The sequence below is a fragment of the Brevundimonas sanguinis genome, from assembly GCF_029636725.1.
Taxonomy (GTDB): Bacteria; Pseudomonadota; Alphaproteobacteria; order Caulobacterales; family Caulobacteraceae; genus Brevundimonas; species Brevundimonas sanguinis.
Window position 1 is genome coordinate 394,247 of record NZ_CP116770.1, and the last position, 24,035, is coordinate 418,281.

Genomic DNA, 24,035 nt, shown 5'->3' on the forward strand with positions numbered 1-24,035 from the left:
CGCGCGAAGCGACCGTCAGAGGCCCAGCATGGCTCGATAGGTCGGATGCACCTGATCGGCGTATTCCGGGTGCTTCTTCAGATAGCTGGAGAAGAAGGTGCACGTCGGCAGGATCAGCAGGCCCTTGTCCTTCAGATCGGCCAAGACGTGTTTGGCCATGCGGCTGGCGATGCCGCGCCCTTCCAGCGGGACCGGCACGAGGGTCTCGGTGATCAGCCGCCCGCCCGCGACCGGGTTGTAGATGACCACGGCGGTCTCGCCGTCGACCTCCAGCTCGTAACGCTTGGCGTCTTCGTTGTCGCGGATTTCGGGGTCCAGGCTCATGTCGTGATCCTTACTTGAAGAAGGGGTTTAGTGCGCGCCGTCCCAGTTCGGGGCTGCCTTGGCCTCGACGTCCAGGGGCACGCTGAGATCGACGACAGGCAGGGCGGCGCCTTCCATGATGCGGCGGATGACGGCGATGGCGCGGTCGGCCTCGGCCTCGGGGGCCTCGAACACCAGTTCGTCGTGGACCTGCAGCAGCATGCGGGTTTGCAGACCCGCCTCGGCCAGGGCGCCGGGCATGCGGATCATGGCGCGGCGGATGATGTCGGCGGCGGCGCCCTGGATCGGGGCGTTGATGGCCGCGCGCTCGCCGAACTGGCGCTCGGCGCCGGACTTGGAGTGGATGGCCGGGATGTGGATGCGCCGCCCGAAGACGGTGGTGACGAAGCCCTGCTCCTTCACCAGCGCCTTGGTCCTGTCCATGTAGGCGCGGATGCCGGGGAAGCGCTCGAAATAGGTCTTGATGTAGGCGCCGGCCTCGCCCTGGTCGATGCCCAGCTGGGCGGCCAGGCCGAAGGCGCTGATGCCGTAGATGATGCCGAAGTTGATGGCCTTGGCCCGGCGGCGCGTCTCGCTGGGCATGCCCTCGACCGGCACGCCGAACATCTCGGACGCGGTCGCCGCATGGATGTCGAGGCCGCTCTTGAAGGCGCGCTTCAGCTCGGGGATGTCGCCGATGTGGGCCAGAAGGCGCAGCTCGATCTGGCTGTAGTCGGCGCTGATCAGCACATTGCCCGGCGAGGCGATGAAGGCCTGGCGGATCTGCCGGCCGGTCTCGGTGCGGATCGGGATGTTCTGCAGGTTGGGATCGGACGAGGCCAGGCGCCCCGTCGTCGCCGCCGCCAACTGATAGGAGGTGTGGACCCGGTTCGTCTGCGGGTCCATCGCCGCCACCAGGGCGTCGGTATAGGTGCCCTTCAGCTTGGACAGCTGGCGCCAGTCCAGGATGGTGCGGGGCAGGGCCTGCGTCTGGGCCAACTCCTCCAGCACGCTGGCGTCGGTGCCCCACTGGCCGCTGGCGGTCTTCTTGCCGCCCGGCAGGTTCATCTCGCCGAACAGGATCTCGCCGATCTGGCGCGGGCTGCCGACGTTGAACGGGCGGCCGGCCAGTTTGTGCGCCTCTTCCTCCAGCTCGGCCATGCGCTGGCCGAAGGTCGAGGACAGGGAGCGCAGACGATCCGGATCGACGCGAACGCCGGCCCGCTCCATGTCGGCCAGAACGGCGGGCATGCCGCGCTCCAGCGCCTCATAGACGCTCGACAACCCCTCGGCCGCCAGGCGCGGCTTCAGCAGGCGATGCAGGCGCAGGGTCACGTCGGCGTCCTCGGCGGCGTAACAGACGGCCGACTTCATCTCCACGTGCTTGAAGCTCTTTTGGCTCTTGCCGGTCCCGGCCACGCTCTTGAAGGTCATCGGCTCGTGGCCGAGGTGCAGCCGCGCCAGCTCGTCCATGCCGTGGCCGTGCAGGCCCCCCTCCAGCACGTAGGAGATCAGCATCACGTCGTCGATCGGGGCGACGCGCACGCCGCGCCGGGCCATGACGGCGAGGTCGTATTTGATGTTCTGGCCGACCTTCAGCACCGATGGGTCTTCCAGCAGCGCCTTCAGCCGGGCCAGGGCCGTCGGCTTGTCGATCTGCTGCAGGGGCGGGCGCGCGTCGCCGCCGTCGCCGAAGTCCAAGCCGCCGTCGCCGGTCGGCTCATGTTCGTGCGTCAGGGGGATGTAGCACGCGTCGTTGGGCCCCACGGCCAGAGACACCCCGCACAGCCCGGCGTGGGTCGAGGACAGGGCGTCCGTCTCGGTGTCGAAGCCGACGACGCCCGCCGCCTTGGCCCGCGCGATCCAGCGGTCGAGGTCTTCCAGGGTCTGCACGCATTCATAGCGATCATGATCGATCGCCTGGGGCTCGGCCGGGGCGGCGACTTCGGTCTGGCCATAGCGCGGCGTAGCCACCGGGACGCTTGGCTGGCGCGCGAAGGTCGAGCCTTCCTTCTGCGGCGCCTTGCCGTCGCCGACGCGGCGGGCCAGCGAGCGGAACTCCATCATCTCCAGGAAGGCGGACAGGGTCTCGGGGTCCGGGTCGCGGATGACGAAATCGTCGATCGGTTCGGGAATCGGCGCGTCGCAGGTCAGCTTGACCAGTTCGCGCGACAGGCGGATCTGATCGGCGAAGTTGATCAGGGTCTCGCGGCGCTTGGGCTGCTTGATCTCGCCGGCCCGGGCCAGGAGCGTATCGAGGTCGCCGTACTCGTGGATCAACTGGGCCGCCGTCTTGGGGCCGATGCCGGGCGCGCCGGGCACGTTGTCGACGCTGTCGCCGATCAGGGCCTGGACCTCGACCACCTTGTCGGGCGTGACGCCGAATTTTTCAAACACGGCTTCTTCGTCCAGGCGGCGATCTTTCATCGGGTCGTACATGACCACGCCGCCCCCGATCAGCTGCATCAGATCCTTGTCGGAGCTGACGATCACCGCCTCGCCGCCCGCGTCGCGCGCCTGGCAGGCGTAGGTGGCGATCAGGTCATCGGCCTCGTAGCCGGCCATCTCGACGCAGTGGACGCCGAAGGCCTTGGTGGCCTCGCGCACCAGGGGGAACTGCGGGACCAGATCCTCGGGCGCCGGGGGACGGTGGGCCTTGTACTGGTCATAGAGATCGTTGCGGAAGGTCTTCTCCGAATGGTCGAAGACGGCGACCAGGTGCGTCGGCCCATCCTCGCCCTTCATGTCGCGGATCAGCTTCCACAGCATGTTGCAGTAGCCCTGCACCGCCCCCACGGGCAGGCCGTCCGACTTGCGGGTCAGCGGCGGCAGGGCGTGGTAGGCGCGGAAGATGTATGCCGAGGCGTCGATCATCCACAGCCGCAAGGGCGGCCCGTCTTGAGTGAGGGGGCGGGCGGGGATTTCGGCGGTCGCGTCGGTCATGGCGCGAACATAGGGGGCGGAAGGCGCGGCGTCATCCGCGCTTCTTTCCTCCCCACGCCGTGGGGAGGGGGACCGCGGAGCGGTGGAGGGGCTTTGCCACAGCCGAACCAAGCAGCCCCTCCGTCACGGACGCTATCGCGTCCGCGCCACCTCCCCATTTGCATGGGGAGGAGAGCTCCCGCGCTTACGGCTGCCAGCCGCCCGGCGTTTCGGGAATGACGTCCGCGCCCTCGTCGGTGACCTCGCCGCGGGTCAGTTTGACCTCGGCCCAGGCGGCGCGCAGCAGTTCGGTCACGCCCTCGCCTGAGACGCCGGACACCAGCATCGGGCGACGGCCCGCGACCGCCTCCAGAGCCGCCGCCTTCTCCTCACGAGCCTCGGGCGTCAGGGCGTCGATCTTGTTCAGGGCCAGGATCTCGGTCTTGTCGGCCAGGCCTTCGCCATAGGCCTCCAGCTCGCCGCGGATGATGCGGTAAGCCTCGACCACATCGTCCTGCGTGCCGTCGATCAGGTGGATCAGGCTGGCCGAGCGCTCGACGTGGCCCAGGAAGCGGGTGCCCAGGCCTGCGCCCTCGCTGGCGCCTTCGATCAGGCCGGGGATGTCTGCGATGACGAAGCGTTCCGACGGGCTCAGGTCCACCATGCCCAGGTTCGGCGTCAGGGTGGTGAAGGGATAGTCCGCCACCTTGGGCCGCGCCGCCGAGACGGCCGACAGGAAGGTCGACTTGCCGGCGTTGGGCAGGCCGGCCAGGCCGATGTCAGCGATCAGCTTCAGCCGCAGCCAGATCCAGCGCTCCTGGCCTTCCTGGCCGGGGTTGGCGTGGCGCGGCGCCTGGTTGACCGGCCCCTTGAAGCGGGTGTTGCCCCAGCCGCCGTTGCCGCCGGACAGCAGCTTCACCTTCATGCCCGGCTCGTCCAGGTCGACGAGCACGGTCTCCTTGTCCTCGTCCAGCACCTGGGTGCCGACGGGGACGCGCAGGACCACGTCCTCGCCCTTGGCGCCGTGCATCTGGCGGCCCTGGCCGTGGTGGCCGGTCTGGGCCTTGAAATGCTGCTGGTAGCGGAAGTCGATCAGGGTGTTCAGCCCATCGGCCGCCTCGACCCAGACGTCGCCGCCCTTGCCGCCGTCGCCGCCGTCCGGGCCGCCGTTGGGAATGAACTTTTCACGACGGAACGAGACGGAGCCCGCGCCGCCGTTGCCGGAGCGAATATAGATCTTGGCCTGGTCGAGGAACTTCATGGGCGCCTTATGGCCCAGAAGCGCGGCGAATTACAGGCGGGTGCGATCTTAGCCGCGCGCCCAGACGCCGAAGGGGTCGCGCCACGACAGGCCCAGCGCCTTGCCGACGGCCGGATGGGTGATCTCGCCCTTCAGCACGTTCAGACCGCGAGCCAGGTGCGGATCGGCGCGTAAGGCCTCCAATCCCCGGTCCGCCAGGGCCAGGCCATAGGGCAGGGTAGCGTTGTTCAGGGCTTCGGAGCTGGTGCGCGGCACGGCGCCGGGCATATTGCCGACGCAGTAGTGGATGACGCCGTCGACCACATAGGTCGGATCATCGTGGGTCGTCGGGCGCGAGGTCTCGAAACAGCCGCCCTGGTCGATGGCGACGTCGATCAGCACGCTGTCCTTCTTCATCGACGACAACTGGTCCCGGCGCACGAGGGTCGGAGCTTCTGCGCCCGGCGTCAGAACGGCGCCGATCACCACATCGGCCTTGGGCAGTTCCTCCTCGATGGCGTGCAGCGAGGAATAGCGGGTGATGACGCGCCCGCCGGTCACTTCGTCGATATGACGCATCCGGGGGATGGAGCGCTCCAGCACCACCACCTCGGCGCCCAGACCGACGGCCATGCGCGCGGCGTTCAGCCCCACGACGCCGCCGCCCAGCACCAGCACCCGCGCGGGCGCCACGCCGGGCACGCCGCAGAACAACAGCCCCATCCCGACCTTGTGCTTCAACAGGGTCTCGGCCGCCGAAAAGACCGCGATCCGTCCGGCCACCTCGGACATGGGCGCCAGCAGAGGCAGCCCTCCATTGGCGTCCGTCACCGTCTCATAGGCGATGGCGGCGCAGCCCGAGGCCAGCAGGGCCTTCGTCTGTTCGGGATCGGGCGCCAGATGCAGATAGGCGAACAGGATGTGGTCCGGCTTCAGCAGGGGGAACTCGGCGGGCTGAAGCTCCTTGACCTTCACGATCATGTCGCTGTCGGCGAAGACGGCCGCGGCGGCGGGGGCGATGCGTGCGCCCGCCTTCTCGTAGTCGGCGTCCGTAAAGCCCGCGCCCAGGCCGGCTCCGGTCTCCATCAGGACGGTATGGCCGTGGGCGACGTATTCACCGGCGGCGGCCGGCGTCAGGCCGACGCGATGTTCATTCGTCTTGGTTTCTCGGGGGGAGCCGACGCGCATTTTTCTTTCACTGTCCTGACCCCTGCGTGGGGCGCGCGGACGCTAAACAAGCAGGCCGTGCGGCGCCAGCGAAAAATAAAACCCCGCGGACACAAATGTCCGCGGGGCGAAAACTCCGGCCTGATGAGGGCTGAAGCGCTTAGTTCTTGGCGTCGCGAGCGGCGCCTTCGACCGCCTGGCCAGCGGCCTGGGTGTCCTTGCCGACGCCCTGAATGGTGTTGCAGGCGGCGGTGGTCAAAGCGGCGGCGGCGACGGCCAGAATGATGATCTTGCGCATAGGAGGCTCCTGTTGGTTCGGGCTCCGCGCCCGTCCTGCATACAACGCTACGCTTGGGGCGGGGTTCCGCTAAGACGAAAGGCTGCGACCTCTCGCACCTGGGCTGCGTCGCGGGCTTCGGGCGTGACAAAGGTCAGCCGCGCGATTGAGCCGCCGCCCGGCGCGGGAATGATCCGGGCCTCGCCGCGCAGTTGCTTGGCGAAGGCCATCATCAGAGTGCGGCCGACGCCCGCCTCGACGGCGTCGTCCAGTCCGGGGCCGTCGTCCTCGACCTCCAGCACGCTGGTGTCGCCATCGACCTTGAAGCGCACCTTCAGCTCGCCGCCGCGGCCGGCGAAGGCGTGTTTCTGGGCGTTGGACACGGCCTCGACCAGCCACAGGGCCAGGGGCGCCAACTTGTCCGGGTCGATGATCAGCGGGTCGGCTTCGATGGACGTCGTCACCAGGGGGCCGCGCACCGCTTCCCCGGCGATCAACTGGCCGACCAGTTCGCGCAGGAAGGTGTCGGCGTCGGCCTCGCGAATGTCCTCGCTCTGGTAGAGGACGCGATAGATCTGGGCCAGGGCGGTGATGCGCTGTCGCGTGTCGCCCAGCGCCGCCCGCGCGCCCAGATCGGTCACCGCCCGTTGCTGCATGGACAGCAGGGACGAGATGATCTGCAGATTGTTTTTCACCCGGTGGTGGATTTCACGCAGCAGGGCGTCCTTCTCCTCCAGCGCATCCAGAATATCCCTGTCGCGACGGGTGATGGTCTCGCCCAACTGGCCCAGGGTGCGGGCCAGGGTGCGGATTTCGGCCGGGGCGTGCTCGGCCTGGAGCGGGCGAATGGAGAAACGTCCTCGGGCATAGATGGCGGCCACCCGTTCCAGATAATCCAGCCAGCGCACCACGATCCGCTCGGACAGCAGCATGACGGCGGCAAAGGCGGTCAGCCACGCCGCTAGCGGTAGCAACAGCGTGCCGAACGGGTTCAGCCGCGCCCAGGACAGCAGTCCCGGCGCCGGCGCCGACAGCAGGACGAAAACATCCTGCCCAGCCAGAGGCGCGCCTCCATAGACATGGCGTCGTCCCTGGGCGTCGCGCGCTTCAAACATGACGACGGCGTCGGCGCGCGCCCGGTCGGTCCAGCCGTTCGCCTCGGCCGCGCGTTTCAGCGCGAACGGCCGCGGATCAGTGGCGATCAGAATGTTTCCGGCGCCATCCGTCAGCGCCGCCTCCGACCCGGCGGGCAAGGCGGGATCGCGGATGTCCGGCTGGAGCACGCTCAGCGGCACCGTGGCCGCCATCGCGCCTTGAAAGGCGCCCATCGGGCGTTCCCAACGGACGGCGACGATCAGGGATTCGCCGTCGGCCGAACGCTGCATCACCACGTCTTCGCCGCGCTTCAGGCGCTGGTGCCAGGTATCCGGCGACACGTTTTGTTTCGTCTGCCCCTCGCTCTCGCTGCGCGAGGCGCAGACCGGCGCGCCCGTGGCGCTGTAGCGCGCCAGGCTGGTGATCCCCTCCATCCGCGCAGCGAGGGCGGTAAGGCGAGCCTCGCAAAAGAAGCCGCCCCCTTCCGGCGTGAGAGCCTGCAGCAGCACCACGGTCGAGCTGATCCGGGCCTTGGCGTCCGAGGCGCTGCGTTCGGCCGCCAGCTGCAGGTCGAGCCGACGCTCCTGCTCCTGCTTGCGGAACTCGGCCTCGGTCTGGATCACGCCGAGCAGCAGTATGGGCAGCAGGCCCAGGGCCATGGCCAAGCCCAGGCGGAATCGGATGCCCTGGACGCGACGGCGCCCGAGCTTGCGGCCCAGAACCCGGCCGACACGCACCGCTATTTGCGCCCGGCGCCGCTTAATCTGTCCGCGTCGGCCAGGATCGAGCGCATGGCGTCGCCCGCCGATTGGCCGTCGCGCGCATAACCGCCGCGCTCCAGCGTGGCCTGCAGGGCCTTGCGCGCGCGCGACACCCGGCTCTTCACCGTGCCGACGGCGCATTGGCAGATTTCCGCAGCTTCTTCATAGGCGAAGCCGCCCGCGCCCACCAGGATCAGCGCCTCGCGCTGTTCTTCCGGCAGTGACTTCAGCGCCTGACGCAGTTCGTCCAGCGCCACCGGCGCCTCGGGGTCGTCTACGGCGATCAAGGTGCGTTCGGCGGCTTCCTGGTCCAGCTGGGTCTGACGCCACGAGCGGCGCTTTTCGGAATAAAACTGGTTGCGCAGGATCATGAAAGTCCAGGCCTTCATGTTGGTGCCCATCTGATAGCTGGCGCGGGCGTCCCACGCCTTCATCATGGCTTCCTGAGCCAGGTCGTCGGCGGCCGTCGGGTCGCCGGTCAAGGTCCGGGCGAAGGCCCGCAGATGAGGGATTAGGGTGACGAGTTCAGCCTTGAACGCGTTGTCGTCTGATGACGAGGGCCGGGCGGCGGGGGTCGTGGTGGTCACTGCCCCTCCTTGGCGGATGCGCCCTGATCGGCGCGGCGAAGGATTTCCAGAAATTCGTCCGGCACGGGCTCGTTGACGACTTCGTCGAACATATGGCGCAGCTTAACGCCGATGGCCTGTTGACGCAGACGGACCTCTTCGAGATCGCGTTCGTCCGAGTTGGACCCGCTGATACGCGCGGGGGTGTCCTTAGGTTCAATCATGGAGTTTCCGGCCGCCGCCCAAGCCTTGTGAAGTCGTTCATAGAGACGCAAAACGCCGCCTCTCCAATAGAGTTCCTACGCCGTTGCTATTTTATGCTCAAGCTGGACGAAGCCCACGGAACCGTGGCGTCTCTGATACGTTAAGGTCCGTCTAAGCCCGTCTCGTCAGTGGAGGCGGGCGCAGTCGGGGATCTACATATGAGCCTTTTGGCCAGACTTGCGCCGCATCTGCCCTATGTTCGCCGTTACGCGCGCGCCCTTACCGGCGATCAAAGCACGGGCGACAACTATGTCCGCGTCGCGCTTGAAGCCCTGGCGGCGGGCGAGCGTCAACTGCCCGCCGACATGACGCCGCGGGTGGCGCTCTACCATGTCTTCCACACCATCTGGTCGAGCACCGGGGCCCAGCTGGAAAGCGGCGGCGTCTCCGAAGCCGACGACGCTTCGCGTCGGCTGATGCGCATCGCGCCCCAGTCGCGACAAGCGTTCCTGTTGACCGCGCTGGAAGGCTTTACGCCGTCCGAGGCCGCCCAGATTTTGGCCGTCGATCCGCGCACGGTCGAGCGCCTGATCTCTGAAGCTCAGTCCGACATCGACGCCGAGTTGGCCACCGACGTGTTGATCATCGAGGACGAGGCCATCATCTCGGCCGACATCGAAAGCCTGGTGAAGGAGCTGGGCCACCGCGTCACCGGCACCGCCACCACCCACGACGAGGCTGTGGACGCCGTTTCGCGTCACGCGCCGGGACTGGTTCTGGCGGATATCCAACTGGCGGACGGCTCTTCGGGCATTGACGCGGTCAAGGACATCCTGCGCAAGTTCGATGTTCCGGTCATCTTCATCACCGCCTTCCCGGAGCGGCTGCTGACCGGGGAACGGCCCGAACCCACCTTCCTGATCACCAAGCCCTTCCAGCCGGAAACGGTGAAGGCGGCGATCAGCCAGGCGCTGTTCTTCCATCCCTCGCGCCAGAAGGCGGCCGCCTGATCCACGGCGGCGCCCCCGACGCCTTTTCAGGGGCTCCGCTGCTGCGGAGCCCCTTTTTGGTGCAAGATCAGGCGGCGGGAGAGGCGTCGACCGGCGGCGGCGCCGCTTCCGGGCCGGCGCTGCGGGCGGTGCGGTCGGCATCCACGACCGGCGGCGGTTCAGGCGTCATGCTGGCCTCCTCGGAGGTTCGACGCAGGCCGGCGTTGTTGACGGCCCATATGCCCAACAGCAACACGGCGGCCGCCCCCGCCGATACGATCAGCAGCATCAGGATGCGACGCCCGCCGCGGCCCTGGCGCACATATTGGGCCTCCACGGGGTGGTGAGTCTCTACGGCGTCGGCCGAGTGCGAATGCGGGTCTTGATGGCTCATGGGCTCGCCTCCTTGTCGCGGTTTGAGAACCTGTAGGGCGAACGTCGCCGTCGCTCGGCCGTTCCTTCGACGCCGGGACGCGAGCCCCTCGCCCGGGTCGGGAACCGAGTCGCAAGTCCGTCGTTATTCGATCGCCGAGGGCTATTCCCCCGGGCCGACCTGACCGTCGGTCTTCGCCCTCGCCTCATTCTCGATGATGCGACTCCTGGCGGATCCTCAAAAAGGGTCCGCCTCTTTTTTGCTGGGCGGTCACGCGTCTGCGTTCGGCGGCTTGCTCTGCCCGCGGGAGGCGCCACTATGGGTCCTGAAAGAAAACCCTGATGAGAGACAGACTGATGAGCTTGCGCAACCGGCAGTGGATCCTGCGTCGCCGCCCGCAGGGGCTGATTCAGGATGGGGATCTGGAACTGGTCGAAAGCGTCGTGCCTGATCTGAAGGACGGAGAGGTCCTGGTCCGCACGATCTATCTTTCGATCGACCCGACGAACCGCACGTGGATGAACGATTCCGAAGGCTATCTGCCGCCGGTGGGTCTGGGCGACGTCATGCGCGGGCTGACGCTGGGGGTGGTCGAGCAGTCGCGCGGCGAGCGGTTCAAGGAAGGCGATCTGGTCACGCCTCTGTCCGGCGCCTGGGCCGACTACGCTGTCGTGCCCGAGGCGGGGCTGCGGCCCGTCCATCGTGCGCCGGGCCTGCCGCTGACCGCCAACCTGTCCGTGTTGGGCATGACCGGGATGACGGCCTATTTCGGCGTCACCGACGTGCTGAAGGCCAAGGCGGGCGAGACCCTGGTGATCTCGGCGGCGGCCGGGGCGGTCGGCTCCATCGCCGGCCAGGTGGCCAAGCAGCGCGGCTGCCGCGTCATCGGCATCGCCGGCGGCGCCGAGAAATGTCGCTGGCTGACCGAGGAGCTCGGCTTCGACGGCGCCGTCGACTACAAGAACGAGGATGTCGGCGACGCCCTGGACCGGCTGGCTCCCGACGGCATCGACCTCAATTTCGAGAACGTCGGCGGCGACATCATGATCGCCGTGTGGAACCGGCTCAAGGTGCACGGCCGCATGGCCGTCTGCGGCCTGATCTCGGCCTATAACGCCACGCGGATGCCGCCTTCGCCCAATTTCTCGCGCATCATCACCCACCGTCTGAACGTGAAGGGCTTCCTGGTCCTCGACTACGCGCACCGCGCCAAGGAGATGATCGCCGAAATGGGGCCTTGGCTGGCCGACGGGAAAATTCAGTGGAAGGTCCACGTCGATGATGGTCTGGAAGGGGCGGTCGGCTCGCTGAATCGCTTGTTCACCGGCGACCATGACGGCAAGCTGATGGTCCGGGTGTCGGAGGAACCGGCGGCCTGAGCGAGGAACGACCGCGCATGACCGAACCTCTGCACGTCCATTTCGAGGATCTTGAGATCGGCCAGGTCATTCCTCTGGGCGCCTGCGCCGTCGATGCGGCGGCGCTGGACCTGTTCGCCGAACGCTTCCTGCCGGGGTGGGACGTCGCCTATGGCGCGCCCGAAGCGATGGTCTACGCCCTGTGGAGCCGCCTGTCCGCCGATCGCATGGGCGGCTGGGCGGGGTCCAAGACCCTAGGGGTCGACGGGCTGCGCTTCCTACGCAATCCGCCGGCGGGCGAACTGCTGCGCGGCCGGCTGACGGTGATGGGCAAGGACCCGGTCGGCGACGAGAAGGGCGTGGTCATCGCCCAGCAGGACATGCTGGACGAGGCCGGGCGGCTGGTCTTCTCCTGCCTGACCCGCGCCCTCGTGGCCCGCCGCTAAACCCATCTCCTGACAAGAAACGCCCCGCCAGCAATCTGACGGGGCGTCTTCATTTCATTGTTCATCGGGCCGTCGCGCGAACGCGCGTCGGCCCGATTTAATCAAGCGTTGGCGGCGACCGGTTGCTGGGCGGCGCGGGTCAGGGCCATGGCGATCAGGCGGTCCCAGCCCAGCAGCGACACCAGGTGGGCGTAGATCTGGCCCAGGGCGCCGTTGTCGCGCAGTTCGGCCAGCTTCTCGACCGGCAGGGCCTTCAGCTTGTCTTCCGATACGGCGAAATATTCGGCGATCTTTTGCGGCGCGCCGGCGGTGCCGTCGGCGTTGCGCGGGGTGAAGGTGGCTTCACGCACCTCGAACAGGTCCAGTTCCGTCAGCAGGTTGATGAAGGACTCGGTGCGCACGCGCTCCTGCTCGAAGTTGTTGCAGAACTCCATGCCGAAGTTGACGTAGCCGCTGGGCTGGCCGTTTTCGAACAGCGGCGTCTCGCCGCCTTCGACCACGAAGGGAGCGGCGCGGTCGATGCACAGCACCATGCGCTTCTGCTCTTCGTCATTGGCGAAGACGAAGGGATAGCGGCGGACATAGGCCGGGATATAGGCGTCGGGCCGGAAGTCGCCGTTCTCGATGAACAGGTTCTCGCCCTGGTTCAGGCCCATGGCGGCGACGGGCTGCTTGGCGTCGCCGACGAAGATGACCGGATAGGACAGGGCGGCCGGGGCGAACTCCGTCACCGTCAGCGGCACGACGTGGGTCTGGGCCACGAAGGCGTAGGGTTTGTCCGCGGGCGTCACGCCCAGCTTGCCGTGCACGTCGGCCGACAGCGGCTCCGGCTGGGAATAGAACAGGACAGTGCCCGACAGGGGGCTGTTCGCTTGGGTGGCGTCGGTCATGAAATAGGGTCTTCTGAACAGAAAGGACGGCTCTTCTAGCCCATGCCCGAGGCCGCCGCAAACGCCGCGGTTTGGCCACAATGGGGCCTGATCGGGCCTGCGGCGCGCGGTCCCGGTTGCGGCGCGGCTCAGGACCCCCTAGCTCTAGCTCATGGGCGACGCCTGCGATCATGATCACATCGACAGCCGACCCGGCGCCGCCGAGGTCGAACGGGCGATCGCCGCCGTCGAGGCGCGCTTTTCGGCCGACGGCGACCGCATGACCGCTCCGCGCCGCCGCGTGCTTGAACTGCTGCTGTCGGCCGCCGAGCCGGTCAAGGCCTATGACCTGATCGCCCGTTATGGCCTCGATGGTCAGGCCGCCAAGCCGCCGACCGTCTATCGCGCCCTCGAATTCCTTGAAAAGCGTGGGCTGGCCCACCGCATCGCCTCCATCAGCGCCTATGTCGCCTGCACGGCCGACGCCTGCGCGCCGGGCGGCCATGCGGCGGCCTTCCTGATCTGCGACTGCTGCGGCGCGACCGAAGAGGTGGCGGTCCCCGGCGCCGATGTGATCGCCCAGGCGGCCGCGAACGCGGGCTACGCGATCGACCGCACCACGATCGAGGGCCACGGCCGGTGCGGCGCCTGCCGCATCGCGGCCTGATCCGGATGGACGCCCTGGCCCTGTCGGCCCCGCGCCGGATCAGCGTGCCGATCGACAATCGCTGGGGCGCGGGCGACATGGCCGTGCTGGACTTCGGCGATCCCAAGCGGCCGGTCGACCTGATCTTCGTCCACGCCAACGGCTTCAACGCCCTGACCTACCGCTCCCTGCTGCAGCCGCTGTCCGGCGCCCTGCGCATCTGGGCGCCGGATCTGCGCGGTCATGGCCGCACGCGTCTGCCCGCTCTCCCCGACGGCCGCCGCAGCTGGAAGGATCATCGCGACGACCTGATCTGCCTTCTGGAGGCGATCGACGGCCCGCCTGTCGCCCTAGCCGGCCATTCCATCGGCGGGACCAGCGGCCTGATGGCCGCCGCCGAGCGCCCGGATCGGGTCTCGCGTCTGTTGCTGCTGGACCCTGTCGTCTGGCGCCGCGAGATGGTGTGGGCGATGAACCTGCCGCTCGCGGGCCTGCTGTCCCAGCGCTTCCCCATCGTCGCCAACACCCTGCGCCGCCGCGCCCTGTTCGACAGTCGTGAACAGGCCATGAGCGCCTATCGCGGGCGCGGCGCCTTCAAGGGCTGGCCGGACATGATGCTGGCCGACTATCTGGCTGATGGTCTGGTCGAGACCGATTGCGGGCTGGAGCTGGCCTGCGCCCCGGCGTGGGAGGCCTCCAACTACGCCGCCCAGGCGCACGACCCCTGGCGGGCCCTGGCGAGCTATCCAGGCGCTGTGAGAATCCTCAAGGCGGAGACAGGCGCCCTGTGCGCCGTCGCCCCGTCGTCGCGCCGCCCGAATGTCGAGGCCGAGACCGTGGCGGGGGGCGGTCACCTGTTCCCCATGACCCATGCCGAGCTGACGCGCGACGCTCTGCTGGACCTGGCGATCTGACAGCCGCGCCATTCGGTGCTAGGCCTTGGCGGCGATGACCTCCGCCGCCCTGACCTCATCCTCTGACACGGACTGGCCGCGCCTGCTGCTGGGGACGCTGATCGGCGCCGTGCTAGGTCTGCTGTTGCTCGGCGTGGTTGTGGCGGCCTGGTGGCTGGGCGTGGCGCGGCACGATCTGCAGCGCCTGACCGCGTCTCAGGGGTTGGAGGCGCGGCTGGAGCAGGCGGCGGGTCCCGCGGCCTTCGGCCTCACACCCGTCTATGTCTACGACCCGGACGGCGCGGGGCGGGACTGGCTGGCGCAGACGGCTCCGCTGTGGGAGGCGCAGGGGCATGAGATCCGCGCCATCCCGGTCGGCGCCGATGAGGCGCTGGAGAGGGATCTGGCCCGCCTGGCCCATCGCTGGGCCGAGCCGCCGCGCCGACCGCTGATCCTGTGGCGCGAGGGCGAGGATCTGGTTCTGTGCCGTTGCGACAGCCCCCGCGCGCGAACCCAGGCGCGTCAGGCGCTCGAGGCCTCGTCGTCTGACGCAGAACCCGCGCTGACCGCCCCGGCTGCGCCGCCGACCGCGCGCCGACCGCCCCTGCCGCCGACGCCGAAATATCCGACGCTGGGCCCGCCGCCCAGGACCGAGGCGAGCGCGCCGCCGCCGCCAGCCGCCGCCGCTCCAGCGCCGCGCGCGACCCCGACGCCGCGGCTGCCGGGCGATCCGGCCCCGGCTACTGCCGCACCGGCCGCGCGGGCGACGCCGCCTGCCTCAGCCCCGGCGCCGCGCGGCGAGCGTCAGCCGCGCCGCACCGATCCGCCTGAGGCCCGCCGCGACGCCGACAGCCTGTTCTTCTAAAGGTTTAGTCCAGCCGGGCGCAGGCGTGGATCAGCCGCTCGACGTCTTCCTGGCTCTGATACAGGCTGAAGCCGAAGCGGATGACGTCGTCGCGCACATCGGCGATGACGTTCATCTCCTGCAGGGCCGCCTTCCAGCGGGGAGCGTCGGCGTGGCGCAGGGCCAGGAAGCGGGCGCGGGGCGCCTCGCCGTGGACCGGATTCAGAATCTCGGCCTGTGACAGGCCGCCCGCTTCTGCGCCTTCAATCGCCGCCTGGAACCGCGCCTGCAGGCCGCGCGCGTGGTCGGCGATCATCGCTGTGGTCAGGCCGTGCTGGTCCAGCATCGCGCGCACCGCGTTGAAGCGGTAAAGGGCGCTGGCGTCGAAGGTGGCGCCCCAGAAGCGGCCGCCGTCGGTGCGGTACTGAACCCCGCCGGGCGGGCCTTCCAGATGGCCGAACTCGGCGAACCAGCCGGTCACGACGGGGCGCGGCCCGAAGCCGGGCGGGGCGTGCAGGAAGCAGGCGCCTTCGCCCGCCATGGCGTATTTATAGCCGCCGGCGAGATAAAAAATCTTGTCCGCCACGGCCGACAGGTCGGTCGGCGTGGCCATGAAGCCGTGGTAACCGTCCACCACGACCCACGGTCCGGCCGGGTCGGCCAGGTCCGCCAGTTCGGCGATCCGCTCGAACAGGCCGCCGGTGCGGAAGAAGACCTGGCTGACGAAGATCAGGTCGTGCCCGCCCGCCCGCGCCGCCGCGACGAACCGCTCGGCGAAGGTCTCGAACGGGGCCAGGGGCACGCGGGTGACGACGGCCTGACCGGCCTCTTCCCAGCGTTCCGACTGGCGGCGGAAGGAGTGGAACTCGCCGTCGGTGGCCAGGATGCGCACCGGCGCCGTGTCGACCGCCGAGACGATGCGCAGCAGGATGTCATGGGTGTTCGGCGCGAAGATCAGGCTGTCGGGCGAGGGCAGGCCCAGCTCGCGCGCGACGTGGCCTTGAGCCTCGGGGATGACCTCGCCGAAGATCAGGTCCCATTTGCGATCAGCGAAACGGTTGGCCTCGGCCCAGGCGCGGACCTGGCCGTCGAAGCTGGCGTCGGGCCACAGGTGGTGGCTGTGGGCGGCGAAATGCAGGCGTTCGGGGTCGAGGCCGAGCGCGCGAGAGAACAGGGGCTTGTAGTTCATGAGGGTACGCTAACCCGCATGGCGGCCGGCGTCACCGGGCAAAGAAAAAGGCGGGCCGCCTTCGCGAACCCGCCTCTCTCAACCCAGTCTTTCGGCGCTCAATCCGCGCGCGTCAGCGCGCCTTTAAACCAAACTACCGTGGCAGTGCTTGAACTTGCGGCCCGAGCCGCAGGGGCAGTCGGCGTTGCGGCTGGTGCGCTCCCAGTCGGCGGGCAGGGCTTCGACCGGCAGTTTCGAACGATCATCGCCGGTCAGCATGCCTTCCGGGTTCTGGGCCATCGGGTTGGCCATTTCGTTCTCGCCGGTGCCGGGGTTCAGGTGGATTTCCTGGAACTCAGGCATTTCCATCGGCGGCGGCGCCTGAAACTGGAACTCGACCGTCATCAGCCAGCGCGTGACGTTGTGGCGCAGGTCGTGCAGCAGGGTCTCGAACAAGTTGAAGGCTTCGGTCTTGTATTCGTTCAGCGGGTCGCGCTGGCCGTAGCCGCGGAGGCCGATGACGCCGCGCAGGTGGTCCAGGTGGACCAGATGCTCGCGCCACTGCATGTCGATCATCTGCAGCATGAACTGCTTTTCGAGGCCGCGCGTCTGATCGGCGCCGATCAGCTCCAGACGTTCGGCGGCGCGGGCGTCGGCGGCGACGGTGATGCGCTCTTCGATCTCTTCGTTGGAGACGCCTTCTTCGGCCGCCCAGTCATGCAGCGGCAGTTCCAGGCCCAGCGTTGAGCGGACCTTTTCGTCCAGGCCGTCGATATCCCACTGCTCGGCATAGGCCTTGGGCGGCATATAGCGTTCGACCAGGTCGTTGATCACGTCGCTGCGGAAGTCGGCGACCAGTTCCGACAGATCGGTGGAGTCCATGAACTCCTGGCGCTGTTCGAAGACGGCCTTGCGCTGATCGTTCACGACGTCGTCGTACTTCAGCACGTTCTTACGCATGTCGTAGTTGCGGGCTTCGACGCGCTTCTGGGCCGTTTCGACGGCGCGGTTCAGCCACGGATGGCTGATGGCCTCGCCTTCGGCCACGCCGAACTGGCGCATGATGGCGTCCAGGCGGTCGCCGGCGAAGATGCGCAGCAGGTCGTCTTCACACGACAGGTAGAATTTCGAGGTGCCGGGGTCGCCCTGACGGCCGGTCCGGCCGCGCAGCTGGTTGTCGATCCGGCGGCTTTCGTGGCGCTCGGTGCCCAGGACGAACAGGCCGCCGGCGGCCAGAGCCTTCTCCCTGGCGACAGCGATCTCGGCCTTGAACTCGGTTTCCTTGGCGGCCAGCGCCTCGGGCGGGACCTCCATCGCCATGTTGCGCTGTTCCTGGACCCAGCGCTGGATCCGCATGTCCAGGTTGCCGCCCAGCTGGATGTCGGTGCCGCGGCCGGCCATGTTGGTGGCGATGGTCACCGCGTGCGGCAGGCCGGCCTCGGCGACGATATAGGCTTCCTGTTCGTGCTGGCGCGCGTTCAGGACATTGTGCGGGATGCCGCGGCCGGTGACGTACTCGATGTCATAGGCCAGGTCGCCGACCTTCTGGGCTTCCTTCTCACGGCCTTCGTATTCGGGCTTCAGCTTGCGCGAAACCTCGACCTGATAGTCGTAGTCCTTCAGCAGGTCGGACAGTTCTTCGGACTTCTCGATCGACACCGTGCCGACCAGGATCGGCTGGCCGCGCACATAGCAGTCGGCGATCTGAGCGGCGATGGCGCGGTTCTTCTCGGCGAAGGTGCGGTAGACCTCGTCGTCGTAATCCTTGCGCAGGATCGGACGGTTGGTCGGCACTTCCAGGACGTCCATCTTGTAGATGTCGAGGAACTCCTGCGCCTCGGTCGCCGCCGTGCCGGTCATGCCGGACAGCTTTTCGTAGAGGCGGAAGTAGTTCTGGATGGTCACCGAGGCCAGGGTCTGGTTCTCGGGCATGATCTTGACGTCTTCCTTGGCCTCGATGGCCTGGTGAAGACCTTCGGACAGGCGGCGGCCGGTCATCATGCGGCCGGTGAATTCGTCGATCAGGACGATCTCGCCGTCCTTGATGATGTAGTCCTTGTCGCGCTGATAAAGGGTGTTGGCGCGCAGGGCCTGGTTGGTGTGGTGGACCAGGCTGACGTTGGCCGGATCATACAGATCGACGGTGTCCTCGGCGAAGTGGCCGCCCTGTTCCAGCATCTGCTCCATACGCTCCGAGCCCAGCTCGGTCAGCAGGGCCTGACGCTGCTTCTCGTCGAGGTCGTAGGTGGCCTTGTCCTTGACCAGTTCCTTCACCAGGGCGTCGACGATCTTGTACAGGTCCGAGCGGTCCTCGGTCGGGCCCGAGATGATCAGCGGCGTGCGCGCCTCGTCGATCAGGATGGAGTCCACTTCGTCGACGATGGCGAAGTGGTGGCCGCGCTGCACCATCTCGCGTCGGTCGTAGACCAGATTGTCGCGCAGATAGTCGAAGCCGAACTCGTTGTTGGTGCCGTAAGTGATGTCGGCCTGATAGGCCATCTGGCGCTGACCCTGCGACAGGCCGTTGACGATCACGCCGACCTCCAGGCCCAGGAAGCGATAGACCTTGCCCATCTGCTCCGCGTCGCGGCGGGCCAGGTAGTCATTGACGGTGACGACGTGGACGCCCTTGCCCGCCAGCGCGTTCAGATAGACCGGGGCCACGGCCACCAGGGTCTTGCCTTCGCCGGTCCGCATCTCGGCGATGCCGCCTTCGTGCAGGATCATGCCGCCGGCCATCTGCACGTCGTACTGACGCTGGCCCAGCACGCGCTTGGAGGCTTCGCGCACGACGGCGAAGGCCTCGTTCTGCAGCTTGTCCAGGCTCTCGCCGGCCTCGATGCGATCCCGGAAAGTCTGCGTCATCATGCGCAGCTCGTCGTCAGAGAAGGCCTCGAACTTAGGTTCTAGGGCGTTGATCTTCTGGACCTGGGCCTGGAAGGCCTTGACCTTGCGGTCGTTGGAGGAACCGAGAAGTTTCTTGGCGAAGCCGAGCATGGGCGATCCGGGTCAGGCGGTCGAGCGGCTGAAGGCTCTGAGAAAGACAGGTTTCGCCCGGTCGGGAGGCCGCGATCACGCCAGCCCCAGGCCTTCCCTGCAGTCAGGGCGCGCGAAGGGCCGCGCATACGATCGAAAATCCCTCGACTTGGGCGCAGGCGGGACTTAAGCACCGCCCTTACCCCTGTCAACGCGAGGGCCTTTTTAAGGCGGCGCCGCGCAGGCGCGAACGGTCGCCCCGGCGACCTGTCCCCAGACCCTTGCCCGGAGCGTCCGATGCGAGCGCGGCGTCCCCTCACCAGCCTGTTTCTGGTCGCCGCCGTCGGGCTGGCGATGGGCGTGGCCGCCTGCGGGCGCGGCGGCGACGAGGCTGCGCCGGAAAAGAACGACCGGGTGGTGGCCAGGGTCAACGACCGCGCCGTCTGGGCCTCGGACGTGCGGCGCGAGGCGGTGGCTCAGGGGCTGATCGGCGAGGACGACCCGCTGGATGTCTCCTCCGAACTGTTTCGCCGGGTGATGGACGAGGTGGTGGATCAGAAGCTTCTGGCCGCCGAGGCCGAGCGTCGCGGCCTGGATTCCAGCCCGGCCGCCCAGCGTCGCCTGCAGGCCGTGCGCGAACGCATCCTGGGCGACATGCTGGTGGAAAAGGTGGTGGCCGGCGCCGTGTCCGAACAGGCGGTTGAACGCCTCTACGCCGAACAGCAGCGTCTGGCGCGCGCCACCGAAGAGGTCCGCGTGCGTCTGATCCTGGCGCCCACCAGGGAGCAGGCCGACGCCGTTCTGGGCGTGCTGGGGCAGGGTGCGGCGTTCGAGGCCGTGGCCGCTCAACGCTCCATCGACGACGCCACCCGCTATTCCGGCGGCGATCTGGGCTATTCGACGCTCGACGTTCTGCCGGGGGCCTATGCGACGGCCCTGCAGGGCAAGACGCCGGGCCAGGTCGTCGGTCCGATCCAGACCGAGACCGGCTGGGCCGTGCTCAAGGTCGAGGATCGACGCGTCGAGACGCCGCCGACGCTGGAGCAGGCCCGTCCCCAGATCGTCCGCTATCTGACCTATGAAGGCGTGCGCCAATTGCTCGAGCAACTTCGCGGCAAGGCCGAGGTGGAAATCACCCTGAACGACGCAAAGGCGTCTTCGCCTGCCTCCACGCCCGCCGATAAAGTCACCGTTCCTCCCGCCGCCGGAAACGCCACATGAGCCAGCCGCCCAAGTCCGCCTCGACCGGCAAGAAGATCGAAACCGTCATCGAGAAGGCTCTGGACCCCCTGGCCTCGGCCCTGAAGCGCGCGGCCCAGTCGGCCGGGTCGACGCCGACCAAGGCCTCTGCGCCCGGCAAGCCGGGACTGATGATCTCGCCGCTGGCCGTGCCCTTTCCGGCCATCGCGCCGATCGGCGGGGTCGAGATCGCGACCGCGCGCGCGGGCTTCTACAAGCATGAGCGCGACGATCTGGTGGTCTTTCACTTTCCCGAAGGCGCGTCGTGCGCCGGCGTCTTCACCCGGCACAAGGTCGGCTCGGCGCCGGTCGACTGGTGCAAGCGCCAACTGGACGCCGACAAGGGCGGCGAAGAGGTTCGGGCGCTGATCGTCAACGCCGGTTGCGCCAACGCCTTCACCGGCAAGGCGGGCGCGGATGCGGCGCGTCGCACGGCCTCGGAGTTCGCCAAGCGCTTCGGTTGCCGCCAGCGCGACGTCATGCTGGCCTCGACCGGCGTGATCGGCGTGGTGCTGGACGACAAGAAGATCACCGCCCGCCTGCCCGAGGTTCAGGCCGGTCTGAAGGCCGACAACTGGGCCAGGGCCGGCCTGGGCATCATGACCACGGACACCTTCCCCAAGGGCTCCTACGCCGAGTGCGAGATCGAGGGCGTCAAGGTGAAGATCGCCGGCATCGCCAAGGGCTCGGGCATGATCGCGCCGGACATGGCCACCATGCTGGCCTTCATCGTCACTGACGCCGACATCGCCCCGCCGGTGCTGAAGGCCCTGCTGAACCTGCACGTCCGCACCACCTTCAATAGCGTGACGGTAGACGGCGACACCTCGACCAACGATACGGCCCTGCTGTTCGCCACGGGCGCGTCCGGCGCGCCGCGCATCGGCCGCGTCGGCGACCGCCGCCTGAAGGAGTTCTCGGCGGCGCTGGACGCCGTCATGCTCGATCTGGCTCACCAGCTGGTCAAGGACGGCGAGGGCGCGACCAAGTTCGTCAAGGTCACGGTGGACGGCGCCGCCAGCCCCGCCTCGGCCCGCAAACTGGCCAAGTCGATCGCCGACAGCCCCCTGGTCAAGACCGCCATCGCCGGCGAGGACGCCAACTGGGGCCGCATCGTCATGGCGGTGGGCAAGACGGAGGAGGCTGTCGACCGCGACCGTCTGGCCATCCGTTTCGGTCCCCACGTCGCCGCGGTCGACGGCGCGCCGTCGCCTGACTACGACGAGGCGGTCATGAGCGCCTATATGAAGAACGACGAGATCGACATCACCGTCCATGTCGGCTCGGGGCGCGCCTCGGCCACCGTGTGGACGTGCGACCTGACCAAACGCTACATCGAGATCAACGGAGACTACCGCTCGTGAGCGAGACGCCTGCCGTTCCTACCGTCCTGGTCGTCGCTGTCGCCCTGATCGATCCGGACGGCCGGGTGCTGATCGCCAAACGCCCCGAGGGCAAGCAGTTGGCGGGCCTGTGGGAATTTCCCGGCGGCAAGGTCGAGCCGGGCGAGCGGCCCGAGACGGCCCTGATCCGCGAGCTGAAGGAAGAACTGGGCATCGACGTGAAGGAGGCCTGCCTGGCCCCCTTCGTGTTTACCAGTCACGCTTACGAATCGTTTCACCTGTTGATGCCACTGTATCTGTGCCGGCGCTGGTCCGGCGTGGTCGAGGCGCGCGAGCATGCGGGCCTGGCCTGGGTGAAGCCGAACAAGCTGTCGGCCTATCCCATGCCTCCGGCCGATGAACCGCTGATCGCCTGGCTGCGCGATCTGCTCTGACGGGCCGACGACAGGGGAGGCCAGGCGTGAAGGGTTTCATTCACCGGCTGCTCCGCGATGAAGGCGGTGCCACCGCCGTCGAATACGGCCTGATCTGCGGCCTGATCGGCATGGTCGTCCTGGCCGCGCTGGGCGCCTTCTCCGGGCGGATGGAGGCGGTCTACGGCAAGGTCAGCCAGTTCGTGCTCGCCGCCGGGGGCTGACGCTCAGCCTTCCTAGCCGGTCTGCTCCCTGACGCCCAGGGCATCGGCCAGACGCGTCTTGGCCGAGCCGCGTTTGGCGGGCTTCTGCTGGCTCTCATGCGGCGCCCATCCGGCCAGATGCACCATCTCGAAGGTGGCGGGGATGCGGCCGTCGGCCTCGGCGTGGCGCTCGGCGTAGAGCTGGGCCGCGCGGGCCAGAACGGCGCGGCTCAGCGGCCGGATCGGCCCGGCCAGCACATTGGTCTCGCCCATCGCCCGCAGGTCGCGCATCAGGGCGAAGGGGTCGCCGTAACGCACCGTCACCCGGTCCACATCGGTCACCGGCAGGGCGAACCCGGCCCGTTGCAGCAGCGCCGCCCCGTCGAAGCCGTCGGCGAAGGGCGATACGCGCGCCTGCGCTCCGCCGTTGACCTCCAGCTCCGCTTCGGTCAGCACCCCGCGAAGTTCCTTCAGCGTCGCCGCGCCGAACAGGCTGGCGACGAACAGGCCGTCCGGTTTCAGCGCGCGCCGAATCTGGCTCAGCGCGCCCGGCAGGTCGTTGGCCCAGTGCAGGCCCAGCAGGTTGACGATCAGATCGGCTGAGCCGTCCTCCAGCCCCAGCGGCCCGGCGCCCGGCGCGGCGCGCTCGGCCGTCGAGCCGACGGCGCGGACCTCAGCCACCCGTTCGCGCGCCGGGCTGTCGGCCAGGGCGCGGGCGAAGACGCCGGGGTGGGGCGACAGGTCGACGGGCGTCTGAAACTCGCGCAGGATCACCTCCAGGCTGTTCACCGCATTGTCGGCGGCGCGCAGGTGCAGGAAGTCGGCGCCCCCGAAGCGTCGCTCGGCGCGGGTCAGGCGCGCGGCGCGTCGGGCGGCGTCGAAGATGATCGGGGGACCAGAGGAAGGGGAGGGGGCGCTCATGTCGGTTCAGGATGGGGGCTGGCGAGGTCGATTGAAAGGCGTCGGGGGGCCTTTAGCATCCGGCGCGCGCGATGCGGGGCGGGGCCTGCTGGATATTTTGTTGCCGCCGCTGGCTCACGACAGCCGCGAGGCGGCGGCGTCGGCCGGCCTTTCGCCCGACGCCTGGAGCCGGGTCGCCTTTCTGGAGGCGCCGGTGTGCGACGGCTGCGGCGCCGCGTTTGAATGCGACGGCGGCGACTTCGCGGCGGATCGGTGCGCGGCCTGCATCGCCAGCCCCTACGCCTTCAATCGGGCGCGGGCGGCCTGCGTCTATGACGACGCGTCGCGCGGGATCATCCTGAAGTTCAAGCACGGCGACCAGCAGCAGTTCGCCCCCCTGTTCGCCCGCTGGATCAGCCGCTCGGCCGCGCCCCTGATCGAGACGGCGGACGCCGTAGTCCCTGTGCCCCTGCATCGCGCCCGCCTGCTGTCGCGTCGCTTCAATCAGGCCGCCGAGATCGCCCGGCCGCTGGCCCGCGCGGCGCGGCTCGACTACCTGCCCGACGCTTTGATCCGCGCCCTGCCGACGGCCAGCCAGGGCGGCAAGTCCGCGCGCGGGCGGCGGCTGAACGTCAAGGCGGCCTTCGCTGTGACCGAGGCCGGACGGCGACGCATCAAGGGACGGCGCCTGCTCCTGGTCGACGACGTGCTGACGACGGGGGCCACCGCAGAGGCCTGCGCGCGGGTCATGATGGAGGCCGGAGCGCGCGCCGTCGACCTGGCCGTCATCGCGAGGGTGAAAAACGCGCGAGAACCGCCTAAATGAAAGAGAACCTTCCC

General features: G+C 68.4%; 24 protein-coding genes. 11 read left to right on the forward strand and 13 right to left on the reverse strand.

Translation table 11 applies throughout. The features are described 5' to 3' along the window. Positions 1-15: 15 nt before the first annotated feature. The 8 genes from PIB44_RS01865 to nepR form a co-directional block, all read right to left on the reverse strand. Entirely contained in the window at positions 16-324 is a 309-nt protein-coding gene (locus tag PIB44_RS01865) for a GNAT family N-acetyltransferase (protein ID WP_278070232.1), read from the reverse strand. 27 nt (positions 325-351) lie between these two features. Then, positions 352-3,246, reverse strand: a complete 2,895-nt coding sequence (polA, locus tag PIB44_RS01870; RefSeq protein ID WP_278070233.1) for a DNA polymerase I — start codon at positions 3,244-3,246, stop codon at positions 352-354. 184 nt (positions 3,247-3,430) lie between these two features. After that, complete coding sequence (obgE, locus tag PIB44_RS01875; protein WP_134582148.1) at positions 3,431-4,486, reverse strand: GTPase ObgE; 1,056 nt, start codon at positions 4,484-4,486, stop codon at positions 3,431-3,433. Between the two features lie 48 nt (positions 4,487-4,534). Beyond that, the gene (ald, locus tag PIB44_RS01880) at positions 4,535-5,653 is read right to left on the reverse strand and encodes an alanine dehydrogenase (protein WP_278070234.1); all 1,119 of its coding nucleotides are present in this window, start codon (positions 5,651-5,653) and stop codon (positions 4,535-4,537) included. 139 nt (positions 5,654-5,792) lie between these two features. Continuing rightward, entirely contained in the window at positions 5,793-5,930 is a 138-nt protein-coding gene (locus PIB44_RS01885) for an entericidin A/B family lipoprotein (protein WP_025976938.1), read from the reverse strand. 47 nt (positions 5,931-5,977) lie between these two features. Next, the gene (gene phyK, locus PIB44_RS01890; RefSeq protein ID WP_278070235.1) at positions 5,978-7,741 is read right to left on the reverse strand and encodes a sensor histidine kinase PhyK; all 1,764 of its coding nucleotides are present in this window, start codon (positions 7,739-7,741) and stop codon (positions 5,978-5,980) included. A 2-nt stretch (positions 7,742-7,743) separates the two neighbouring features. After that, on the reverse strand, positions 7,744-8,352 hold the full coding sequence (locus PIB44_RS01895) for a sigma-70 family RNA polymerase sigma factor (RefSeq protein WP_003169827.1): 609 nt from the start codon (positions 8,350-8,352) through the stop codon (positions 7,744-7,746). Continuing rightward, positions 8,349-8,555, reverse strand: coding sequence for an anti-sigma T factor NepR (nepR, locus tag PIB44_RS01900; RefSeq protein WP_025976935.1), 207 nt, complete (start codon positions 8,553-8,555; stop codon positions 8,349-8,351). The genes PIB44_RS01895 and nepR overlap by 4 nt, the downstream gene beginning before the upstream one ends. 198 nt (positions 8,556-8,753) lie before the next feature. Between nepR and phyR the strand changes: the two genes are divergently transcribed. Next, complete coding sequence (phyR, locus tag PIB44_RS01905) at positions 8,754-9,545, forward strand: anti-anti sigma factor/receiver protein PhyR (RefSeq protein WP_134582151.1); 792 nt, start codon at positions 8,754-8,756, stop codon at positions 9,543-9,545. A gap of 67 nt (positions 9,546-9,612) precedes the next feature. Here the strand turns inward: phyR and PIB44_RS01910 are convergent, their stop codons facing one another. After that, positions 9,613-9,918, reverse strand: coding sequence for a hypothetical protein (locus tag PIB44_RS01910; RefSeq protein ID WP_253122818.1), 306 nt, complete (start codon positions 9,916-9,918; stop codon positions 9,613-9,615). A gap of 320 nt (positions 9,919-10,238) precedes the next feature. Here PIB44_RS01910 and PIB44_RS01915 point away from each other — a divergent pair, with 320 nt between their 5' ends. After that, positions 10,239-11,276 (forward strand): NADP-dependent oxidoreductase, encoded by a 1,038-nt coding sequence (locus tag PIB44_RS01915; RefSeq protein WP_278070236.1) that lies wholly within the window; start codon positions 10,239-10,241, stop codon positions 11,274-11,276. Positions 11,277-11,293: 17 nt separating this feature from the next. After that, positions 11,294-11,701 carry a MaoC family dehydratase gene (locus PIB44_RS01920; protein ID WP_278070237.1) on the forward strand — a complete coding sequence of 136 codons (408 nt, stop codon included), beginning with the start codon at positions 11,294-11,296 and terminating at the stop codon, positions 11,699-11,701. Positions 11,702-11,802: 101 nt separating this feature from the next. On the opposite strand, the gene PIB44_RS01925 is transcribed toward PIB44_RS01920, so the two are convergent. Then, positions 11,803-12,591 carry a SapC family protein gene (locus PIB44_RS01925; protein WP_278070238.1) on the reverse strand — a complete coding sequence of 263 codons (789 nt, stop codon included), beginning with the start codon at positions 12,589-12,591 and terminating at the stop codon, positions 11,803-11,805. Positions 12,592-12,742: 151 nt separating this feature from the next. Here PIB44_RS01925 and PIB44_RS01930 point away from each other — a divergent pair, with 151 nt between their 5' ends. Genes PIB44_RS01930 through PIB44_RS01940 form a run of 3 tightly spaced genes read left to right on the forward strand, consistent with a single transcriptional unit; the run spans position 12,743 to position 14,974 of the window. Continuing rightward, complete coding sequence (locus PIB44_RS01930) at positions 12,743-13,237, forward strand: Fur family transcriptional regulator (RefSeq protein ID WP_025976929.1); 495 nt, start codon at positions 12,743-12,745, stop codon at positions 13,235-13,237. Between the two features lie 5 nt (positions 13,238-13,242). Beyond that, the gene (locus PIB44_RS01935) at positions 13,243-14,130 is read left to right on the forward strand and encodes an alpha/beta fold hydrolase (protein WP_278070949.1); all 888 of its coding nucleotides are present in this window, start codon (positions 13,243-13,245) and stop codon (positions 14,128-14,130) included. A 34-nt stretch (positions 14,131-14,164) separates the two neighbouring features. Then, a complete protein-coding gene (locus PIB44_RS01940; protein WP_278070239.1) occupies positions 14,165-14,974 on the forward strand; it encodes a hypothetical protein in 810 nt (269 codons plus the stop codon). A 4-nt stretch (positions 14,975-14,978) separates the two neighbouring features. Here the strand turns inward: PIB44_RS01940 and PIB44_RS01945 are convergent, their stop codons facing one another. Beyond that, positions 14,979-16,142, reverse strand: a complete 1,164-nt coding sequence (locus tag PIB44_RS01945; protein WP_278070240.1) for a kynureninase/PvdN C-terminal domain-containing protein — start codon at positions 16,140-16,142, stop codon at positions 14,979-14,981. A 123-nt stretch (positions 16,143-16,265) separates the two neighbouring features. Next, positions 16,266-19,118: a preprotein translocase subunit SecA gene (gene secA, locus PIB44_RS01950; RefSeq protein ID WP_025976925.1), complete on the reverse strand. Its 2,853-nt coding sequence runs from the start codon at positions 19,116-19,118 to the stop codon at positions 16,266-16,268. A gap of 276 nt (positions 19,119-19,394) precedes the next feature. Here secA and PIB44_RS01955 point away from each other — a divergent pair, with 276 nt between their 5' ends. From PIB44_RS01955 to PIB44_RS01970, 4 genes are read left to right on the forward strand one after another with little or no spacing between them, the layout of a single operon-like run. After that, positions 19,395-20,318, forward strand: coding sequence for a peptidylprolyl isomerase (locus tag PIB44_RS01955; RefSeq protein ID WP_278070241.1), 924 nt, complete (start codon positions 19,395-19,397; stop codon positions 20,316-20,318). Then, positions 20,315-21,700 carry a bifunctional glutamate N-acetyltransferase/amino-acid acetyltransferase ArgJ gene (gene argJ / locus PIB44_RS01960; RefSeq protein WP_134582157.1) on the forward strand — a complete coding sequence of 462 codons (1,386 nt, stop codon included), beginning with the start codon at positions 20,315-20,317 and terminating at the stop codon, positions 21,698-21,700. The genes PIB44_RS01955 and argJ overlap by 4 nt, the downstream gene beginning before the upstream one ends. Continuing rightward, positions 21,697-22,113, forward strand: coding sequence for a (deoxy)nucleoside triphosphate pyrophosphohydrolase (locus tag PIB44_RS01965; protein WP_278070242.1), 417 nt, complete (start codon positions 21,697-21,699; stop codon positions 22,111-22,113). Before argJ ends, PIB44_RS01965 begins: the two co-directional genes overlap by 4 nt. 26 nt (positions 22,114-22,139) lie before the next feature. Next, on the forward strand, positions 22,140-22,316 hold the full coding sequence (locus PIB44_RS01970; protein ID WP_253122823.1) for a Flp family type IVb pilin: 177 nt from the start codon (positions 22,140-22,142) through the stop codon (positions 22,314-22,316). Positions 22,317-22,328: 12 nt separating this feature from the next. On the opposite strand, the gene PIB44_RS01975 is transcribed toward PIB44_RS01970, so the two are convergent. Next, positions 22,329-23,216 (reverse strand): methyltransferase domain-containing protein, encoded by an 888-nt coding sequence (locus PIB44_RS01975; protein WP_278070243.1) that lies wholly within the window; start codon positions 23,214-23,216, stop codon positions 22,329-22,331. Here PIB44_RS01975 and PIB44_RS01980 point away from each other — a divergent pair. Beyond that, complete coding sequence (locus PIB44_RS01980; protein WP_278070244.1) at positions 23,215-24,021, forward strand: ComFC family protein; 807 nt, start codon at positions 23,215-23,217, stop codon at positions 24,019-24,021. The genes PIB44_RS01975 and PIB44_RS01980 overlap by 2 nt on opposite strands. The last annotated feature ends 14 nt before the right edge of the window (positions 24,022-24,035 follow it).

Bases quoted from the DNA above. Each gene is read 5' to 3' on its own strand.
- PIB44_RS01865 (WP_278070232.1), bottom strand. From the start codon at position 324: ATGAGCCTGGACCCCGAAATCCGCGACAACGAAGACGCCAAGCGTTAC.
- polA (WP_278070233.1), bottom strand. From the start codon at position 3,246: ATGACCGACGCGACCGCCGAAATCCCCGCCCGCCCCCTCACTCAAGAC.
- obgE (WP_134582148.1), bottom strand. From the start codon at position 4,486: ATGAAGTTCCTCGACCAGGCCAAGATCTATATTCGCTCCGGCAACGGC.
- ald (WP_278070234.1), bottom strand. From the start codon at position 5,653: ATGCGCGTCGGCTCCCCCCGAGAAACCAAGACGAATGAACATCGCGTC.
- PIB44_RS01885 (WP_025976938.1), bottom strand. From the start codon at position 5,930: ATGCGCAAGATCATCATTCTGGCCGTCGCCGCCGCCGCTTTGACCACC.
- nepR (WP_025976935.1), bottom strand. From the start codon at position 8,555: ATGATTGAACCTAAGGACACCCCCGCGCGTATCAGCGGGTCCAACTCG.
- phyR (WP_134582151.1), top strand. From the start codon at position 8,754: ATGAGCCTTTTGGCCAGACTTGCGCCGCATCTGCCCTATGTTCGCCGT.
- PIB44_RS01910 (WP_253122818.1), bottom strand. From the start codon at position 9,918: ATGAGCCATCAAGACCCGCATTCGCACTCGGCCGACGCCGTAGAGACT.
- PIB44_RS01915 (WP_278070236.1), top strand. From the start codon at position 10,239: ATGAGAGACAGACTGATGAGCTTGCGCAACCGGCAGTGGATCCTGCGT.
- PIB44_RS01920 (WP_278070237.1), top strand. From the start codon at position 11,294: ATGACCGAACCTCTGCACGTCCATTTCGAGGATCTTGAGATCGGCCAG.
- PIB44_RS01925 (WP_278070238.1), bottom strand. From the start codon at position 12,591: ATGACCGACGCCACCCAAGCGAACAGCCCCCTGTCGGGCACTGTCCTG.
- PIB44_RS01930 (WP_025976929.1), top strand. From the start codon at position 12,743: ATGGGCGACGCCTGCGATCATGATCACATCGACAGCCGACCCGGCGCC.
- PIB44_RS01935 (WP_278070949.1), top strand. From the start codon at position 13,243: ATGGACGCCCTGGCCCTGTCGGCCCCGCGCCGGATCAGCGTGCCGATC.
- PIB44_RS01940 (WP_278070239.1), top strand. From the start codon at position 14,165: ATGACCTCCGCCGCCCTGACCTCATCCTCTGACACGGACTGGCCGCGC.
- PIB44_RS01945 (WP_278070240.1), bottom strand. From the start codon at position 16,142: ATGAACTACAAGCCCCTGTTCTCTCGCGCGCTCGGCCTCGACCCCGAA.
- secA (WP_025976925.1), bottom strand. From the start codon at position 19,118: ATGCTCGGCTTCGCCAAGAAACTTCTCGGTTCCTCCAACGACCGCAAG.
- PIB44_RS01955 (WP_278070241.1), top strand. From the start codon at position 19,395: ATGCGAGCGCGGCGTCCCCTCACCAGCCTGTTTCTGGTCGCCGCCGTC.
- argJ (WP_134582157.1), top strand. From the start codon at position 20,315: ATGAGCCAGCCGCCCAAGTCCGCCTCGACCGGCAAGAAGATCGAAACC.
- PIB44_RS01980 (WP_278070244.1), top strand. From the start codon at position 23,215: ATGTCGGTTCAGGATGGGGGCTGGCGAGGTCGATTGAAAGGCGTCGGG.
- PIB44_RS01975 (WP_278070243.1), bottom strand. From the start codon at position 23,216: ATGAGCGCCCCCTCCCCTTCCTCTGGTCCCCCGATCATCTTCGACGCC.